Origin of the sequence: Streptomyces sp. NBC_00523 (genome assembly GCF_036346615.1) — a bacterium.
In the GTDB taxonomy this organism is placed as follows: domain Bacteria; phylum Actinomycetota; class Actinomycetes; order Streptomycetales; family Streptomycetaceae; genus Streptomyces.
The window spans coordinates 2,306,613-2,321,268 of record NZ_CP107836.1 but is presented as its reverse complement, the minus strand read 5'-3'; the positions used below and the strand labels follow the sequence as shown (position 1 = coordinate 2,321,268).

Genomic DNA, 14,656 nt, shown 5'->3' with positions numbered 1-14,656 from the left:
GAGCGGGCCCGGGGCCGTCCGGACCGGGCCCGGAGGCCGTGGCGGGCGCCTCGGTGCCCCGCAGCCCCCGGGATCGGGGACAATGGGCGCCATGAGCGTTCGACCTAACCCTGAAGCCGCCGCGCGGCAGGCCGAGAATCCCGCCCCCCACCGGGCCGGCTTCGCCTGCTTCGTGGGCCGCCCCAACGCGGGCAAGTCCACCCTGACGAACGCTCTGGTCGGGCGGAAGGTGGCCATCACCTCCAACCGGCCGCAGACGACCCGGCACACCGTGCGCGGCATCGTGCACCGGCCGGACGCCCAGCTGATCCTGGTCGACACCCCCGGGCTCCACAAGCCGCGCACCCTGCTGGGCGAGCGGCTGAACGACATCGTGCGCACCACCTGGGCCGAGGTCGACGTGATCGGTTTCTGCCTGCCCGCCGACCAGAAGCTCGGCCCCGGCGACAAGTACATCGTCAAGGAGCTCGCGGGCATCCGGAAGACGCCCAAGATCGCGATCATCACCAAGACCGACCTGGTCGACTCCAAGCAGCTCGCCGAACAGCTGCTGGCCGTCTCGCAGCTCGGCGAGGAGCTGGGCTTCGAGTGGGCGGAGATCATCCCGGTCTCGGCCGTCAAGGACCAGCAGGTCGACCTGCTCTCCGACCTGATCGCCCCGCTCCTGCCCGAGAGCCCGCCGCTCTACCCCGAGGGCGACCTCACGGACGAGCCGGAGATGGTGATGGTCGCGGAGCTGATCCGCGAGGCCGCGCTCGAAGGCGTCCGCGACGAGCTGCCGCACTCCATCGCGGTCGTCGTGGAGGAGATGCTGCCGCGTGAGGACCGGCCGGCGGACAAGCCGCTGCTGGACATCCACGCCAACGTCTACATCGAGCGCCCCAGCCAGAAGGGCATCATCATCGGCCCGAAGGGCAAGCGCCTGAAGGACGTCGGCACCAAGTCCCGCAAGCACATCGAGGCCCTGCTCGGCACGCCCGTCTTCCTCGACCTGCACGTCAAGGTCGCCAAGGACTGGCAGCGCGACCCGAAGCAGCTGCGCAAGCTCGGGTTCTGAGCCGCGCCGCCCTTCTCTTGTCACCCTGATCTCACGCGCCCTCCTTCAGGACGCGTGAGATCAGGGCGCGCTGGGACGCGGTCAGGCGGGGGTCCGCGCAGTGCACGGTTTCGCCGTCGATCGTTATCCGGTAGCTGAAGCCGTCCGGGACGCCCCGGGGCGCGGTGGCCTCGCCGTCGGCGAGCGCCGAGCCGGCCAGGGTCTCCCACTCCCCGGCGTCGGCCCGTCCGGAGGTGTCGATCTCGCCCTGGCGCGCGATGCCGGCGAAGCCGCCGGTCCTGCTCACCTGGATCCGCATGCGGTGGTCCCTTCCTAATCGGTCGGAACGCCCACCTCCGACCACGCCTTGAGGACGGCCTCCACCTCGTCGCCCTCGCCGAAGCGGCTGCGCGCCGCCGCCACGGTCAGCCGGGCGAAGTCCGCGAAGTCCGCGTCCACCGCCAGTTCACCACCTGTGAGCACATCGAACCAGAGCTGGCCCGCCCGCTCCCAGGAGCTGCCGCCCAGCGCGGTCGCCAGCAGGTAGAACGCGCGGTTGGGGATACCGGAGTTGAGGTGGACCCCGCCGTTGTCGTCGCCGGTGTGGATGTAGTCGTCCATGGACGCCGGCTGCGGGTCCTTGCCGAGCACGTCGTCGTCGTACGCCGTGCCGGGCGCCTTCATCGAGCGCAGCGCCACGCCCTGGACCCGGGGCGCGAGCAGCCCCTCGCCGATCAGCCAGTCCGCCTGGTCGGCGGTCTGGCCCAGCGAGTACTGCTTCACGAGGGAGCCGAAGACGTCCGAGACCGACTCGTTGAGCGCGCCGGACTGGCCGTAGTAGCTCAGATTGGCCGTGTACTGCGTGAGCCCGTGGGCCAGCTCGTGGGCGATCACGTCGATGGCGACGGTGAAGTCGAGGAAGATCTCGCCGTCCCCGTCGCCGAAGACCATCTGCTCGCCGTCGAAGAAGGCGTTGTTGTACTTCTCGTCGTAGTGGACGGACCCGATGAGCGGCAGTCCGTTGCCGTCGATGGAGCGACGGCCGTAGGCGGTGAGCAGCAGGTCGAAGGTGGCGCCCAGGCCCGCGTACGCGCGGTTGACGCTGGCGTCCTTCGTGGGCTTCTCGCCCTCGCCGCGGACCTTGGTGCCGGGCAGGTCCGTGCCGTGGCGGCAGTCGTAGAGCGTGCGGTGGGGCTTGGCGGCGCCCTCGTCGTCCGGCTCGGCGGGGGTGGTGGGCCGGGCGACGGTCGTCACCTGGCGGCGGGTGCGGCGGGCCGCGTCGGACTCCAGGGTGCGGCGGGCCGGATCGGCGAGGGCGGGATCGTCGGACTGGGACAGCCTGTCGAGGACGTGGGGCGGGACGATGGTGCAGAAGACGGGGTGGAACCCCTGCTGTGAACTGGGCTGCATACACACGACTGTGGCACTCCGTAAGTGCAATGTCACTGGTTGCAATCGGGGTTGATGAAATGGAGTGATTGGTCACGGTTGGGCGTTTAGGTCGTCCCGTACGGGTAAGGGCGGCCGCCGATCCCGCATACTGGAACAGCACCCACGTCTCGGGCGCCCCTCGGCTAGTCTCGACGCATCATGCGTTTCGGGCTGCTTCTTCTTAGCTGCCGCGGCGAGGGCCTGTAGTCGAGGCCGACCCCCTCCCCGCGGAGTCTGGTGTTGCAGAAACACAGTCGGCCGTCCCGGAGAAGGACACCCGAGGAGCCCTGCGCCATGACCGAAGTGAACCCCGCCCAGACCCCCGCCTCGCACGCCGTCGGCCGCCCCACGCCGATCACCAACGCCACGGTGCTGCAGAAGCCGTCCGGGATGCCGGTCCACAAGTACGGCGGCTACGAGGCCGTCGGCATCCCCGACCGCACCTGGCCCGAGAAGCGGATCACCAAGGCGCCCCGCTGGCTCTCCACCGACCTGCGCGACGGCAACCAGGCCCTGATCGACCCGATGTCGCCGGCCCGCAAGCGCGAGATGTTCGACCTGCTCGTACGCATGGGCTACAAGGAGATCGAGGTCGGCTTCCCGTCCTCCGGCGAGACCGACTTCGCCTTCGTCCGCTCCATCATCGAAGAGGGCGCGATCCCCGAGGACGTGACGATCTCCGTCCTGACGCAGGCCCGCGAGGAACTGATCGAGCGGACCGTCGAATCCCTGCGCGGCGCGCACCGCGCCACCGTCCACCTGTACAACGCGACCGCCCCCACCTTCCGCCGCGTGGTCTTCCGCGGCTCCCGTGAGGAGGTCAAGCAGATCGCGGTGGACGGCACCCGGCTGGTCATGGAGTACGCCGACAAGATCCTGGGCGACGAGACGATCTTCGGCTACCAGTACAGCCCCGAGATCTTCACGGACACCGAGCTGGACTTCGCCCTGGAGGTCTGCGAGGCGGTCTGTGACGTCTGGCAGCCCGAGGAGGGCCGCGAGATCATCCTCAACCTGCCCGCCACCGTGGAGCGTTCGACTCCGTCCACGCACGCGGACCGGTTCGAGTGGATGTCGCGCAACCTGTCGCGCCGCGCGTTCGTCTGCCTGTCCGTCCACCCGCACAACGACCGCGGCACCGCCGTCGCCGCCGCCGAACTGGCTCTGATGGCCGGGGCGGACCGGATCGAGGGCTGCCTGTTCGGCCAGGGCGAGCGCACCGGCAACGTCGACCTGGTGACGCTGGGCATGAACCTGTTCTCGCAGGGCGTCGACCCGCAGATCGACTTCTCGCAGATCGACGAGATCCGCCGCACCAGCGAGTACTGCAACCAGATGGAGGTCCACCCGCGCCACCCCTACGCGGGCGACCTGGTCTACACCGCCTTCTCCGGCTCCCACCAGGACGCCATCAAGAAGGGCTTCGACGCCATGGAGGCCGACGCGGCCGCCCAGGGCAAGACGGTGGACGACATCGAGTGGGCCGTGCCGTACCTGCCGATCGACCCGAAGGACGTCGGCCGGTCCTACGAGGCGGTCATCCGCGTCAACTCGCAGTCCGGCAAGGGCGGCATCGCGTACGTCCTGAAGAACGACCACAAGCTGGACCTGCCCCGCCGGATGCAGATCGAGTTCTCCCGGATCATTCAGGCCAAGACCGACGCCGAGGGCGGCGAGGTCACGCCGACGCAGATCTGGAGCGTCTTCCAGGACGAGTACCTGCCCAACCCGGACAACGCCTGGGGCCGCGTCCAGATCCGCTCCGGCCAGAGCACGACCGGCACGGACGGCCGCGACACGATCACCGTCGAGGCGACCGTGGACGGCGTCGACACCGTGCTGACCGGTTCCGGCAACGGCCCGATCTCCGCGTTCTTCGAAGCGCTGCAGGCCATCGGCATCGACGCGCGGCTGCTGGACTACACCGAGCACACCATGAGCGAGGGCGCGAGCGCGCAGGCCGCCTCGTACATCGAGTGCGCCATCGAAGGAAAGGTGCTGTGGGGCATCGGCATCGACGCCAACACCACCCGCGCCTCCCTGAAGGCGGTCGTCTCGGCCGTCAACCGCGCCACCCGCTGACCCGGCGCCGAAAAGGCCCGGAGTCGTACGGTCCGCGAACCCCGCCCACCCGCTTCCGGGGGGCGGGGTTCGGCCATTCTCCGGGGGGTTGTGACGGGCAGGGTGCTGACGGCGCAACGGGGATGTGGTTAACATCACGTCGACACGGCAGTGTTGCCGGAGTGTTACGGAGGTGTGCGACGTGCGGTCAGCCCTGGGACAACGCGCCATGAAGCTGCGTATCTGCGGCATCCGTACGCTGTGGGACACCACCGGTGACGGGGAGTTCTTCTGCCCCGGCTGCGGCGGTGACCGCAACTACCGCCGCCTCACCGGCCGACGCCGCTTCGCCGTGCTGGGCGTGCCCCTGCTGCGGCGCGGCACCACGGGCCCGGTGGTCGAATGCGCCGCCTGCCACCAGCACTTCGACCCGGAAACGCTCGACCACCCCACCACCACCCGCTTCTCCGCGATGCTCAGGGACGCCGTACACACCGTGGCCCTCGGCGTCCTCGCGGCGGGCGGCAGCACCTCCCGTACGGTCCTGGAGAGCGCCGCCGAGACCGTGCGCGGCGCCGGGTTCGAGGACTGCACGCCCGAACAGCTCGCCACCGTGGTCGAGGTGCTGTCCGCCGACATCGGCCACGGCTCCGCGTTCGACCCGGCGGCCGAGGCGTGCGGCGCGGCCCTCGCCATCGAGCTGCACGAGGCGCTGGAACCGCTCGCCCCGCACCTCGCCCCCACCGGGCGCGAATCGATTCTGCTCCAGGGCGCCCGGATCGCCCTCGCCGACGGCGCCTACAGCATCGCCGAGCGCGAGGTGCTGACCACCGTCGGCGGGGCGCTGAGGCTGCGCGCCGAGGACACCGCCCGGCTGCTCGCCGAGGCGGCGCGTACGCCCTCCTGATCCCCCCCGCCCGGTACTCCCCAGGGAGTAACGGGCCCGCCGCGCCCACCCCGGCAGTAGCCGGGAAGTCGGCCCCTGGCGCGACGAAGTTCCCCCGCCCCGACGGGAGTCTGGACACGACCGGACACCCGTACGGAAGGGGGACCTCCCATGAGGACCGCGGAACAGGACAGCGGTACACGCACACGAACGGTGAGCCGATGGCGGCTGCTGCCCTGGGCGGTCCTCGCCCTCTGGGCCGCCGTCATGGCCGTCGCCGGTCCGTTCGCCGGGAAGCTCGGGGACGTGGAGGTCAACCGGGCGGTCGACTACCTCCCGGCGAGCGCCGACTCCACGCAGGCCGCCAAGATCCAGGACGCGCTGCCCGGCGGCGAGTCCACCGACCTCGTCCTCGTCTACCACCGCGACGGCGGCCTCACCGCTGCCGACCGGGCGCTCGCGGCCCGGCAGACCGCCGAGGTGGCGAGCGGCCACACCCTCACCGCGCCCCCGCGCGCCGTGCCCTCCGAGGACGGCACCACGCTGATGTACCCCGTCTCCACGACCGAGCCCGGCCAGGACGACGAGGCCCGCACCGCGTTCGTGGACGAGGTCCGCGAGACCGCGCGCGGCGGCGGGGGACTGGGCGTCGAGGTCGGCGGGCCCGGGGCGATGGACGTGGACGCGAAGAAGGTCTACGGCTCGCTCGGCGGACCGCTGCTCTACACGACCGTCGGCGTCGTCGCGGTCCTGCTGATCCTCATCTACCGCAGCCCGCTGCTCTGGCTGGTGCCGCTCGTCGTCGCGGGCGTCGCCGACGCCCTGTCCATGGGCGTCGTCTACGGACTCCACCGCGGCCTCGACGTCACCGTCACCGGCCAGAGCTCCGCCGTGACGACCATCCTCGTCTTCGGCGCCGGTACCGACTACGCCCTGCTGCTCGTCTCCCGCTACCGCGAGGAGCTGACCCGCGCCGAACGCCCCCGTGACGCCATGGCGGCGGCGCTGCGCGGCTGCGGACCGGCCGTCCTCGCTTCCTCCGGGACCGTCGCGGCGGGCCTCCTGTGCCTTCTGGCGGCCGACCTCACCAGCAGCCGGGGCATGGGCCCGATCGCCGCCGTGGGCGTCCTGTGCGCCCTCCTGGCCATGCTGACGCTGCTGCCGGCCGTCCTGGTCCTGCTGGGCCGCCGGGTCTTCTGGCCGCTCGTCCCCGTGTACGGCTCCGAGCCGCGCCGCCGCCGTTCCCTCTTCGCGGCCATGGGCGGCTCCGCCGGGCGCAGGCCCGTCGCGGTCCTCGTCACTGGCGGGGTGCTGCTGGGCGCGCTGTCGCTCGGGGTGTTCAGCCTGCCCGGCCACCTCAAGCTGGAGGACTCCTTCACCACGAAGCCGGACTCGGTCACCGCGATGAAGACCCTCGCCGACGCCTACCCCGGCCGCTCCAGCCAGGCCGTCATCGTGACCACGCCCACCGACGGGGCCCCCGGCGCGCTGGCTCGGGCCCGTACCACCGAGGGCGTCGCGGCCGCCGAGCGCGGCCGCAGCGGCGGCGGCTGGACCGAGCTGTCCGTCACCCCGGAGGCCGCCCCCGAGTCGGCCGGCGAGCGGGCCACCATCCTCGCCCTGCGCGATCGCCTCCCCGGCAGCCACGTCGGCGGGCCCAGCGCCCAGCAGATGGACCTGGAGAAGGCCGGTACCCGGGACCTGAGGACCGTCGTCCCGCTCGTCCTGCTCTCCGTCCTCCTCATCCTGATCGCCCTCCTGCGCAGCCTCGTCGCACCCCTGCTGCTCGTCGCCGCCGTCGTAGCGGTCTGGGGCGCGGCCCTCGGCATCGGCGGACTGCTCTTCGAACCGCTCCTCGGCCTCAAGGGCACCGACCCCGGGCTGCCCCTGCTCACCTTCGTCTTCCTGGTGGCCCTGGGCGTCGACTACGGCATCTTCCTGATGCACCGGGTCCGCGAGGAGGCCCGGGGCGGTGCGGAGCCCACCGAGGCGGCGCTCACCGCCCTGCGCACCACCGGCGGGGTCATCGCCTCGGCCGGGCTCGTGCTCGCCGCCACCTTCGCCGTGCTGACGAACATGCCCATGACGGGCCTGGTGGAGATGGGCTTCGTGATCGCCGTCGGCGTCCTCCTCGACACCTTCCTGGTCCGCACCTACCTGGTGACTTCGGCGAGCGTGGCCCTCCAGCGCAGGATCTGGTGGCCGGGCGGGCTCAGCCGCCCGGAGCCCGCCGCCGGGACCCGCGAACCGGAACTCGTCGGGACCCCGTGACGGCGCTGACAGCACCCCGCCCCGTACCGGAGGATGGCGGCGTGCCCCCAGCCAACGCCCCAGCCAACGCCCCCGCCGCCCCGGCCACGAGCCGCCGTGACCGCATCCTGGCCGTCGTCAACCGCGACCCGATGCGGGCGCCGCACCGGACGCGCAACGACGCCCTGATCGCCGTGGCCGCCGCGGTGCTCTCCACGGCCCTCGCGCTGGCCGCCGGGGGCGCCGGGAGGATGGGCGCGACGGGCTGGGCCCTGCTCCTGGGCAGCGCCGTACCGCTCGTCTGGCGGCGGCGCGCCCCGGTGCTGGTCCTGCTCGCCATGGTGCCGCTGCTGGCGGCCTACCACGGCGCCGACAACCTCCACACGGCGCCGATGCCGCAGACCTGGATCGCGCTCTACACGGTGGCCGTCACCGGCCGCCCGCTGCGCACCCTGGCCGTCGGCATCGGCGTCACCTCCGTGATGGTGACGGTGGTGCTCGCCCTCAGCACCCACGACGGGCTCGAACTGCTGCGGATCTCCGGGTGGATCGTCGCGGTGCTGTTCTGCGGGGTCGACGTGCGCATCTACCGCCAGTACGTCGCCTCGGTGCTGGAGCGTGCCGAACGCGCCGAGCGGACCCGGGAGGAGGAGGCCGCCCGCCGGGTCGCGGAGGAGCGGCTGCGGATCGCCCGCGATCTGCACGACCTCCTCGCGCACAGCATCACCGTCATCGGGGTGCGGACCTCGGTCGCCTCGCACATCCTGACCGTCGACCCGGAACGGCTCGACCGGCGGGCCGTCGCCGCCGCGCTGGACGACATCGCCGACACCTGCCGGGAGGCCAGGGCGGAGCTCCGGACCACCCTCCAGGTGCTGCGCGGCACCGGGCAGGACGGCGGGGGAGCGGACGCCGAGGGCCCGCTGCCCGGCCTGGCCGCGCTGCCCGGCCTCGTACGGGCCGCCGAGGCGGCCGGGGCGCGGGTCGAGCTCGACACCGGCGTCCCGGCCGGACGCCTCGCCCCGGCCATCGGGGCGGCCGCCTACCGGATCGTCCAGGAGTCCCTGACGAACGCGGTACGCCACGCGGGCGCCGGGGTCCGGGTGCGCGTCGTCGTCGCCCCGGCGGGCGGGGCGCTGCGGGTCACGGTCACCGACGACGGCACCGGTCCGGTGGAGGACGGCGCCGGGTCCGGGTTCGGCATCGTCGGGATGCGGGAACGCGCCCGGTCCACGGGCGGCACCCTCACGGCGGGCCCGCGCCCCGGAGGCGGCTTCGAGGTGTCGGCCCTGCTGCCTCTCCCGCCGGCGCCCCCGGGAAACCAGCCGGACGAGCCACGCACGGACGCGCGTGCACACATGTCGGAACGGGAAGCGGAGACGACCTCATGATCCGGGTACTGCTCGCGGACGACCAGACGCTCGTCCGGGCGGCCTTCGCGATGCTCGTCGGCTCCGACCCGGAGATGGAGGTGGTCGGCGAGGCCGCCACCGGCCTGGAAGCGGTCGCGCTCGCCCGCTCGGCCCGCGCCGACCTCGTCGTCATGGACATCCGGATGCCGGAGCTCGACGGCATCGAGGCCACCCGCCGGATCGCCGCCGACGAGGACCTGGCCGGGGTGAAGGTGCTGGTCCTCACCACCTACGACACCGACGACCACATCGTCGAGGCGCTGCGCGCGGGCGCCTCCGGCTTCCTGGTCAAGGACACCCGGCCCGCCGACCTGCTGGCCGCGATCAGGACCGTCGCGGCCGGGGACTCCCTGCTCTCGCCCGGCCCGACCGCCCGGCTCATCGCCCGGGTGCTCAGCGCCCCGAGCGCCCCCGCCGGGCCCGGCCCCGAGGGCCTCGGCGTGCTCTCCGAGCGGGAGTGCCAGGTCCTGTCCCTGGTCGCACGCGGCCTCAACAACACGGGGATCGCCGAGAGCCTGGGCCTCAGCCCGCTCACCGCCAAGACCCACGTCAGCCGGATCATGGGCAAGCTGGGCGCCCGCGACCGCGCCCAGCTGGTCATCGCCGCCTACGAGTCGGGGCTCGTGGTGCCCGCCGGGGGAGGCTGACCGGGCCGCCTCACGGGGGCGTGCCCCGGGTGTCGGTGGCGTACCGGACAATGGGACGCATGAGCTTGTTCCGGGACGACGGCGTGGTGCTGCGCACGCAGAAGCTGGGCGAGGCCGACCGGATCATCACGCTGCTGACCCGGGGCCACGGCCGGGTGCGCGCCGTCGCGCGCGGGGTGCGCCGCACCAAGTCGAAGTTCGGGGCCCGCCTGGAGCCGTTCTCCCATGTGGACGTGCAGTTCTTCGCACGGGGCAGCGAGCTGGTCGGGCGCGGTCTTCCGCTGTGCACCCAGAGCGAGACGATCGCCCCGTACGGCGGCGGGATCGTCACGGACTACGGGCGCTACACCGCCGGGACCGCGATGCTGGAGACCGCCGAGCGCTTCACCGACCACGAGGGCGAACCGGCGGTCCAGCAGTACCTGCTGCTGGTGGGCGGGCTGCGCACACTGGCCCGGGGCGAGCACGAGCCGCATCTGATCCTGGACGCCTTCCTGCTGCGCTCCCTCGCGGTCAACGGCTACGCCCCCAGCTTCGACGACTGCGCCCGCTGCGGTCTGCCCGGACCGAACCGTTTTTTCTCCGTGGCGGCGGGCGGCATCGTATGCGGCGACTGCCGGGTGCCCGGCAGCGTCGTACCCTCGGCTGAGGCCGTCGCCCTGCTGAGCGCGCTGCTCACCGGCGACTGGGAGACGGCGGACGCGTGCGAGGCGCGTCATGTCAGGGAGGGGAGCGGGCTGGTGTCCGCGTATCTGCACTGGCATCTGGAGCGCGGGCTGCGTTCACTGCGGTACGTAGAGAAGTGACACAGGGAGACTGAGAAGCTCATGGCAGTACGCGGGATGCTCGGCGGCCGTAACCGGCGCGACCACAAGACCCCGGAGCCGCACCCGTCCGGTGCCGTGCCCCCGAAGATCCCCGGTGAGCTGGTGCCCAAGCACGTCGCCATCGTGATGGACGGCAACGGCCGCTGGGCGAAGGAGCGCGGTCTGCCGCGCACCGAGGGGCACAAGGTCGGCGAGGCCGTCGTCATGGACGTGCTCAAGGGCTGCATCGAGATGGGCGTCAAGAACCTCTCGCTGTACGCCTTCTCGACGGAGAACTGGAAGCGGTCCCCGGAGGAGGTGAAGTTCCTGATGAACTTCAACCGGGACGTCATCCGCCGCCGCCGTGACGAGATGGACGAGCTGGGCATCCGGATCCGCTGGGTGGGCCGCATGCCCAAGCTGTGGAAGTCCGTCGTCCAGGAGCTCCAGGTCGCCCAGGAGCAGACCAAGGACAACGACAAGATGACGCTGTACTTCTGCGTCAACTACGGCGGCCGGGCGGAGATCGCGGACGCCGCGCAGCGGATCGCGCAGGACGTCGCCGCCGGGCGGCTCGACCCGTCGAAGGTCAACGAGAAGACGTTCGCGAAGTACATCTACTACCCGGACATGCCGGACGTGGACCTGTTCGTGCGCCCCAGCGGCGAGCAGCGCACCTCGAACTACCTGATCTGGCAGAGCGCGTACGCCGAGATGGTCTTCCAGGACGTGCTGTGGCCCGACTTCGACCGCCGTGACCTGTGGCGCGCCTGTCTGGAATTCGCCCAGCGCGACCGCCGCTTCGGCGGCGCCGAGGAGGTCGCGGCCTCGGGGAGCTGAGCGGAAGGGCCGGCAGGGGGTTCCCCGCCGGCCCTTCTCCTAGTTCTCGCCGCTCGCGCAGTCCGCGCAGGTGCCGAAGACCTCGACCGTGTGTGCCACGTTGACGAAGCCGTGCTGGCTGGCGATGGTCTCCGCCCACTGCTCGACCACGGGGCCCTCGACCTCGACCGCCTTGCCGCACATGCGGCAGACCAGGTGGTGGTGGTGCTCGCCGGTCGAGCAGCGCCGGTAGACGGACTCGCCCTCTGTGGTGCGCAGGACGTCCACCTCACCGGCGTCCGCGAGGGACTGGAGGGTGCGGTAGACCGTCGTCAGGCCGACCGAGTCCCCCCGGTGTTTGAGGACGTCGTGCAGCTCCTGGGCGCTGCGGAACTCGTCCACCTCGTCGAGCGCCGCCGCAACGGCTGCCCGCTGCCGGGTCGAGCGGCCGCGTACCGGAGCCGCGTTCGTACCACTGATCGGCGCCGTCGCCACAGGAGCCTCCTCGTGTCGCCCGTACATCTGTCGGGCCATTGTGCCAGCCCGCCCCATCCGGGGAGTCAGACTCGGACGTCGTCCGGTGCCGGGCGGGCCCCCGGTACTTCCAGGGTGCACCGCTCCGCCTCGGTCTCGCCGCGCCGGGCCCGGCGGCGGGCGAGCGGGGCGGCGAGCAGCGTCAGGACGACGAAGACGCCGATGGCCAGCAGCACGATCGTCGCGCCGGGCGGGACATCCTGGTAGTACGAGGTGATGGTGCCGGAAAGAGTGACACCGACGCCGATGACGACGGCGAGCACGAACGTCACCTTGAAGGACCGGGTGATCTGCTGCGCGGCGGCGACCGGGACCACCATCAGGGCGCTGACCAGCAGCAGCCCCACGACCCGCATGGCGACCGTGACGGTCACGGCGGCGGTGACCGCGATGAGCAGGTTCAGCATCCGCACCGGCAGGCCGGTCACCCGGGCGAACTCCTCGTCCTGGCTGACCGCGAACAGCTGCCGCCGCAGCCCCACCGTCACCAGCAGCACGAACGCGGCGAGCAGCGAGATCGCGGTGATGTCCTCGGAGGAGACCGTGGACAGCGAGCCGAAGAGGTACGAGGTCAGGTTGGCGTTCGAGCCGGTGTCGGAGAGGTTGATCAGCAGGACACCGCCCGCCATGCCCCCGTAGAAGAGCATGGCCAGCGCGATGTCGCCGCGGGTGCGGCCGTACCAGCGGATCAGCTCCATGACGACCGCGCCCACGACGGCGACGGCGGTGGCCATCCAGACCGGGCTGGTGGAGAGCAGGAAGCCGAGGCCGACACCGGTCATCGCGATGTGGCCGATGCCGTCGCCCATCAGGGCCTGCCGGCGCTGCACGAGGTAGATGCCGACGGCGGGCGCGATGACGCCGACCAGCACGGCGGCGAGCAGGGCCCGCTGCATGAAGGGAGGGTCGAGGAATTCCATGATCAGCTCAGCAGTCCCGTCCGGACGGGCTCGGAAGCCGCGTGGGGGTGTACGTGGTCGTGGCCGGGCAGGGCGTGCTGCCCGACGGCCTTCGGGGGCGGTCCGTCGTGCAGCACGCAGCCGTCGCGCAGGACGACCGCCCGGTCGATCAGGGGCTCCAGCGGGCCCAGCTCGTGCAGGACGAGGAGCACGGTGGTGCCCGCGGCGACCTGCTCGCGCAGGGTGGCGGCCAGGATCTCCTGGCTGGCCAGGTCCACGCCCGCCATCGGCTCGTCCATGATCAGGAGCTCCGGTTCGGCGGCGAGCGCGCGGGCGATCAGCACGCGCTGGTGCTGGCCGCCGGAGAGGGCGTTCACCGAGTCCTTCGCGCGGTCGGTGAGGCCGACGAGCTCGATGGCCCGGTCGACGGCGGCGCGGTCGGCCTTGCGGAGGAGGCCGAGCCGGGTGCGGGAGAGCCGCCCGGCGGAGACGACCTCGCGGATCGTGGCGGGCACGCCGCCGGCCGCGGTGGTGCGCTGCGGTACGTAGCCGACCCGGGCCCAGTCGCGGAAGCGGCGCAGCGGGGTGCCGAAGAGCTCGACGGTGCCGCCGGTCAGGGGGACCTGTCCGATGACGGAGCGGACGGCGGTGGACTTGCCGGAGCCGTTGGCGCCGAGCAGGGCGACGACCTCGCCCCGGCCCACGGTCAGGTCGACGCCGCGCAGCACGGGGCGCGCGCCCAGCGTGGCGGTCGCGTCGCGTACGGCGATCACGGGTTCGCGGGTGGGGTGCTGGGGCTCGGGCATGAGCGCCTCCGGTGCTGCTGCGCGGTTCGGGCCGACGGGTGCGGTGAGGTCGTCGGATGCGGTGGGGTCGTCGCTCACTTCGCGCCGAGCGCCGAGCGCAGGGCGGTGAGGTTGGACTTCATGACCTCGATGTAGTCATCGCCCTTGGACTTGTCCGTGATTCCCTCCAGCGGATCCAGGACGTCGGTCTTCAGTCCGGTGTCCCGGGCGACGGTCTTCGCGGTCTTGTCGCTGGCGAGCGTCTCGAAGAAGACGGTGGTGACCTTCTTCTTCTCGGCGATGGAGTGCAGGGCGCTGATGCGGGCGGGGCTGGGCTCGGCCTCGGGGTCGATGCCGGCGATGCCCTCCTGGGTCAGCCCGTAGCGCTCGGCGAGGTAGCCGAAGGCGGAGTGCGTGGTGATGAACGTCTTCGTCGCGGTGTTCTTCAGCCCGGTCCGGTACGCGGTGTCGAGCGCGCCCAGCTCCTTGACCAGCGCGTCGGTGTTCTTGCGGTAGTCCGCCGCGTGGTCCGGGTCGGTCTTCTCCAGGGACTTCCCGACGCCCTTGGCGACCTCGGTGTACTTCACCGGGTCCAGCCAGATGTGCGGGTCGGCACCGGCCTCGTCGCCCTCGTGCTCGTGGCCGTGCTCCTCGCCGCCGGTCTCGGTGCCGTGGTCCTCCAGCGAGGTCAGCGTCGCGGCGTCGAGGGTGTGGGAGGCGCCGGACTGCTTGATCGCCTCGTCGACGGCGGGCTGGAGGCCCTTGAGGTAGAGGATGAAGTCCGCGTCGCTGAGCCTGCCGGTCTGCCGGGGACTGAGCTCCAGGTCGTGGGGCTCCACGCCGGGCTTGGTGAGGCTGGTGACCGAGACGTGGTCGCCGCCTATGCGCTCGGCCAGGAACTGCATCGGATAGAAGGACGCCACCACGTCCAGCCGGCCGTCGCCCTTGTGGTCGGAGGTGTCGGACGACGAGCAGGCGGTGACGGCGGTGAGACCGAGCGCGACCGCGCCGGTGACGGCGGCGGCCGGTATGAGGCGGCGTATGTTCATGACACTCATTTTCAACAAAAGTGGAAACGATTGTCAACAAG

General features: G+C 71.9%; 14 protein-coding genes. 8 read left to right on the top strand and 6 right to left on the bottom strand.

The window, feature by feature from the left end; all coding sequences use genetic code 11:
- Positions 1-82 precede the first annotated feature (82 nt).
- Positions 83-1,057, top strand: a complete 975-nt coding sequence (gene era / locus OHS17_RS10515) for a GTPase Era (RefSeq protein ID WP_198957024.1) — start codon at positions 83-85, stop codon at positions 1,055-1,057.
- Between the two features lie 31 nt (positions 1,058-1,088).
- On the opposite strand, the gene OHS17_RS10510 is transcribed toward era, so the two are convergent.
- Both OHS17_RS10510 and OHS17_RS10505 read right to left on the bottom strand, forming a co-directional pair.
- Complete coding sequence (locus OHS17_RS10510; protein WP_330311952.1) at positions 1,089-1,355, bottom strand: protealysin inhibitor emfourin; 267 nt, start codon at positions 1,353-1,355, stop codon at positions 1,089-1,091.
- A 14-nt stretch (positions 1,356-1,369) separates the two neighbouring features.
- Positions 1,370-2,446: a M4 family metallopeptidase gene (locus tag OHS17_RS10505; protein WP_330311951.1), complete on the bottom strand. Its 1,077-nt coding sequence runs from the start codon at positions 2,444-2,446 to the stop codon at positions 1,370-1,372.
- Between the two features lie 315 nt (positions 2,447-2,761).
- Between OHS17_RS10505 and leuA the strand changes: the two genes are divergently transcribed.
- The 7 genes from leuA to OHS17_RS10470 all read left to right on the top strand — a co-directional run bounded on the left by leuA (position 2,762) and on the right by OHS17_RS10470 (position 11,369).
- Positions 2,762-4,549 (top strand): 2-isopropylmalate synthase, encoded by a 1,788-nt coding sequence (leuA, locus tag OHS17_RS10500; RefSeq protein WP_330311950.1) that lies wholly within the window; start codon positions 2,762-2,764, stop codon positions 4,547-4,549.
- 208 nt (positions 4,550-4,757) lie between these two features.
- Positions 4,758-5,435 carry a TerB family tellurite resistance protein gene (locus OHS17_RS10495; RefSeq protein ID WP_018103267.1) on the top strand — a complete coding sequence of 226 codons (678 nt, stop codon included), beginning with the start codon at positions 4,758-4,760 and terminating at the stop codon, positions 5,433-5,435.
- A 150-nt stretch (positions 5,436-5,585) separates the two neighbouring features.
- Positions 5,586-7,685, top strand: coding sequence for an MMPL family transporter (locus OHS17_RS10490; RefSeq protein ID WP_330311949.1), 2,100 nt, complete (start codon positions 5,586-5,588; stop codon positions 7,683-7,685).
- A gap of 131 nt (positions 7,686-7,816) precedes the next feature.
- Entirely contained in the window at positions 7,817-9,055 is a 1,239-nt protein-coding gene (locus tag OHS17_RS10485; RefSeq protein ID WP_383168669.1) for a sensor histidine kinase, read from the top strand.
- On the top strand, positions 9,052-9,723 hold the full coding sequence (locus tag OHS17_RS10480) for a response regulator transcription factor (protein ID WP_330311947.1): 672 nt from the start codon (positions 9,052-9,054) through the stop codon (positions 9,721-9,723). The genes OHS17_RS10485 and OHS17_RS10480 overlap by 4 nt, the downstream gene beginning before the upstream one ends.
- A 59-nt stretch (positions 9,724-9,782) precedes the next feature.
- Positions 9,783-10,529: a DNA repair protein RecO gene (recO, locus tag OHS17_RS10475; RefSeq protein WP_161212397.1), complete on the top strand. Its 747-nt coding sequence runs from the start codon at positions 9,783-9,785 to the stop codon at positions 10,527-10,529.
- 21 nt (positions 10,530-10,550) lie between these two features.
- Positions 10,551-11,369 carry an isoprenyl transferase gene (locus tag OHS17_RS10470; RefSeq protein WP_330311946.1) on the top strand — a complete coding sequence of 273 codons (819 nt, stop codon included), beginning with the start codon at positions 10,551-10,553 and terminating at the stop codon, positions 11,367-11,369.
- Positions 11,370-11,408: 39 nt separating this feature from the next.
- Here OHS17_RS10470 and OHS17_RS10465 read toward each other — a convergent pair whose 3' ends face one another.
- From OHS17_RS10465 to OHS17_RS10450, 4 genes are all read right to left on the bottom strand, one after another.
- The gene (locus tag OHS17_RS10465; protein ID WP_018103273.1) at positions 11,409-11,843 is read right to left on the bottom strand and encodes a Fur family transcriptional regulator; all 435 of its coding nucleotides are present in this window, start codon (positions 11,841-11,843) and stop codon (positions 11,409-11,411) included.
- Positions 11,844-11,908: 65 nt separating this feature from the next.
- On the bottom strand, positions 11,909-12,802 hold the full coding sequence (locus tag OHS17_RS10460; protein WP_330311945.1) for a metal ABC transporter permease: 894 nt from the start codon (positions 12,800-12,802) through the stop codon (positions 11,909-11,911).
- Positions 12,803-12,804: 2 nt separating this feature from the next.
- A complete protein-coding gene (locus OHS17_RS10455) occupies positions 12,805-13,587 on the bottom strand; it encodes a metal ABC transporter ATP-binding protein (protein ID WP_018103275.1) in 783 nt (260 codons plus the stop codon).
- A 74-nt stretch (positions 13,588-13,661) separates the two neighbouring features.
- Complete coding sequence (locus tag OHS17_RS10450) at positions 13,662-14,615, bottom strand: metal ABC transporter substrate-binding protein (protein ID WP_330311944.1); 954 nt, start codon at positions 14,613-14,615, stop codon at positions 13,662-13,664.
- Between the last annotated feature and the right edge of the window lie 41 nt (positions 14,616-14,656).

Excerpts from the sequence above, each read along its gene's own strand:
- OHS17_RS10505 (WP_330311951.1), bottom strand. The coding sequence starts at position 2,446 with ATGCAGCCCAGTTCACAGCAGGGGTTCCACCCCGTCTTCTGCACCATC.
- leuA (WP_330311950.1), top strand. The coding sequence starts at position 2,762 with ATGACCGAAGTGAACCCCGCCCAGACCCCCGCCTCGCACGCCGTCGGC.
- OHS17_RS10455 (WP_018103275.1), bottom strand. The coding sequence starts at position 13,587 with ATGCCCGAGCCCCAGCACCCCACCCGCGAACCCGTGATCGCCGTACGC.
- OHS17_RS10495 (WP_018103267.1), top strand. The coding sequence starts at position 4,758 with ATGAAGCTGCGTATCTGCGGCATCCGTACGCTGTGGGACACCACCGGT.
- OHS17_RS10470 (WP_330311946.1), top strand. The coding sequence starts at position 10,551 with ATGGCAGTACGCGGGATGCTCGGCGGCCGTAACCGGCGCGACCACAAG.
- OHS17_RS10510 (WP_330311952.1), bottom strand. The coding sequence starts at position 1,355 with ATGCGGATCCAGGTGAGCAGGACCGGCGGCTTCGCCGGCATCGCGCGC.
- OHS17_RS10450 (WP_330311944.1), bottom strand. The coding sequence starts at position 14,615 with ATGAACATACGCCGCCTCATACCGGCCGCCGCCGTCACCGGCGCGGTC.
- era (WP_198957024.1), top strand. The coding sequence starts at position 83 with ATGGGCGCCATGAGCGTTCGACCTAACCCTGAAGCCGCCGCGCGGCAG.
- OHS17_RS10485 (WP_383168669.1), top strand. The coding sequence starts at position 7,817 with ATGCGGGCGCCGCACCGGACGCGCAACGACGCCCTGATCGCCGTGGCC.
- OHS17_RS10490 (WP_330311949.1), top strand. The coding sequence starts at position 5,586 with ATGAGGACCGCGGAACAGGACAGCGGTACACGCACACGAACGGTGAGC.
- OHS17_RS10480 (WP_330311947.1), top strand. The coding sequence starts at position 9,052 with ATGATCCGGGTACTGCTCGCGGACGACCAGACGCTCGTCCGGGCGGCC.
- OHS17_RS10460 (WP_330311945.1), bottom strand. The coding sequence starts at position 12,802 with ATGGAATTCCTCGACCCTCCCTTCATGCAGCGGGCCCTGCTCGCCGCC.
- recO (WP_161212397.1), top strand. The coding sequence starts at position 9,783 with ATGAGCTTGTTCCGGGACGACGGCGTGGTGCTGCGCACGCAGAAGCTG.